This is a genomic window from Streptomyces sp. UH6 (assembly GCF_013421635.1).
Classification (GTDB): Bacteria; Actinomycetota; Actinomycetes; order Streptomycetales; family Streptomycetaceae; genus Streptomyces; species Streptomyces abyssomicinicus.
The window spans coordinates 1-1,997 of record NZ_JACADT010001016.1; the positions used below are offsets into that span (position 1 = coordinate 1).

The window sequence follows — 1,997 nt, forward strand, 5'->3', positions numbered from 1 at the left end:
CCCGCTCGCGTAGGCCGCCGTGCGGGCCTCGTCCTCGCGGGGCGAGACCGGGTACGGGGCCTCGTCCGGCCTGGGCGAGCCAGGGGTACGGCGGGTCTGCGTCCGGTAGAGGACCGAGACGAACACGCCCACCCCGAGGGCCGCGCCCATCACCAGGGAGCGGATCACGCTGGTGGCGGTGGTGCTCACCAGATAGCCCATCGCGACGCCGGTGAAGGCGCCCCAGGCCACGGCGCGTATGCCGCGCGGCAGCCGCGGGGCGAGAGCCCGCATCCCCATCAGCGCCAGCATGAAGACCAACGCCGTCATGAAGCCGTAGAACAGGTTCCAGCCGGTGATGGAGCCGCCGTCACGGGTGTTGGCCGCCGCCCAGTAGCCGTAGACCAGCCCGAGCGTCAGGGGCATGGCCCACATCATGATCTTGGTCCCGCGCTCGCCGAGCAGCCGCAGGTCGGCGCCGCGGCTCGCGTCCGCGCCCTGGTGCCAGGCACCGGGAGGCCGGGACAGGGAGCCCCGTGGGGCGTGTGGCGCGTAGGTCATGGGAACGCTCCTCTCCTCCGGAAGCCAGGGCCTCGGGACCGGGGCGTCCCGACGAGGGCGTCAGGACCGGGGGCCCCGGGACCAGGGCTTCAAGACTGGACCGGATGCGGCGGGTCCGTCGCGGCCTGTGGACACGGCCTGTGGATCCACCCCGGCTCCGGTTTCCAGCGGACACCCGTCCGGGTGAACGGGCAACTCGGGAACGCCCCTGTGTCCACCACCGGATGCACCCCCCTCGTCCTCGTGTTTCGCTGAAAACATGCAGTTCACGCCCCCGGCCGACGGAAGCGGTGACACCGGAGGCCCGGTCTACGACCCCGGGGCGCCGCGTTCCGCCTTCGTCCGCACGGGGCGGCTGGACCGGTACCTGTACTGGCGGGGGCACGCCATCGGCTGGGTGTTCCCGGTGCTGATCGGGCTGGCCGGCACCGTCGTGGAGGTCTCGTCGCCCGACTGGTTCCGGGCGTCGTCCTGGCTGGTGCTGGTCCCCGGTGTGGCGGCCGCGCTGTGCACCGTGCGGGTGACGGCGATCCTGGCGGTGCTCGCGCTGGCCGCCTACGGGGTGATCACGGTGGTGACCAGCCCGATGGTCAGCGTGTGGCCGGTCCTGGTGCTGCTCGTGATCGGCAGCGTGCTGTCGGTCCTCGCCTGCGCGGTCCGCGTCACCCACGCGGCCGAGCTGCTGCAGATGTCCGTGGTCGCCGACACCACCCGCCGGGCGGTGCTCCGTCCCTTTCCGCCCGGGCTCGGTGGCCTGGAGCACGCGGCGCTCTACATGCCGGCCAACAGTGAGGCGAGGGTCGGGGGCGACTTCTACGACATCCAGCCGAGCCCCTGGGGCACCCGGGTGCTCATCGGTGACGTCCAGGGCAAGGGGCTGGAGGTCGTGGAGACGGCGGCCGCCCTGCTGGGCACCTTCCGTGAGGCGGCGTACCACGAGCGGTGCCTGACGACGGTGGCGTCCCGGCTGGAGATCCGGCTGAAACGGCAGGTCGCCTACCGGCTCGCCCTGGGCGCCGAGCAGGACCGGGACCGGTTCGCCACGGCCGTGATGGTGTGCTTCCCGACCGACGAGCCGAACATGGTGGAGATCGTCAACTTCGGGCACGAACCTCCCCTGCTCATCAGCCCGTCCGGCGACACCGGCCCGCTGCCCGGCGCCCACGGCCTGCCGCTGGGCATGAGCGACGTCGCGAACCTGCCGCCGCCGATGCTGCGCGTCCCGATCCCCCTGGGGGCCACCCTGCTGCTCACCACCGACGGGGTCACCGAGGCCCGCAACGAGCACGGCGAGTTCTACCCGCTCCGGGCGGAGGTGGCCCGGGCCGCCGCCCGCGACCCGGAGACCCGCAGGCCGCGCGGCATCGTCCGGTTCGTGCGGGACGGGGTCCTGCTGCACGCCGACGGGCACCTGGAGGACGACACGACCATCTTCTCCGTCCGCCGCCCCCGTCCCG

Annotated in this window: 2 protein-coding genes; one reads left to right on the plus strand and one right to left on the minus strand. The window is 73.2% G+C overall.

Going from position 1 to position 1,997, the window contains the following annotated elements; all coding sequences use genetic code 11:
• On the minus strand, nt 1–540 hold a 540-nt coding region (locus HW445_RS28670; RefSeq protein ID WP_180223755.1), incomplete at its 3' end, for a hypothetical protein.
• A gap of 259 nt (nt 541–799) precedes the next feature.
• On the opposite strand from HW445_RS28670, the gene HW445_RS28675 reads away from it, so the two are divergent.
• Nucleotides 800–1,997 (plus strand): PP2C family protein-serine/threonine phosphatase (locus tag HW445_RS28675; protein ID WP_180223756.1); only part of this gene is annotated, 1,198 nt, incomplete at its 3' end.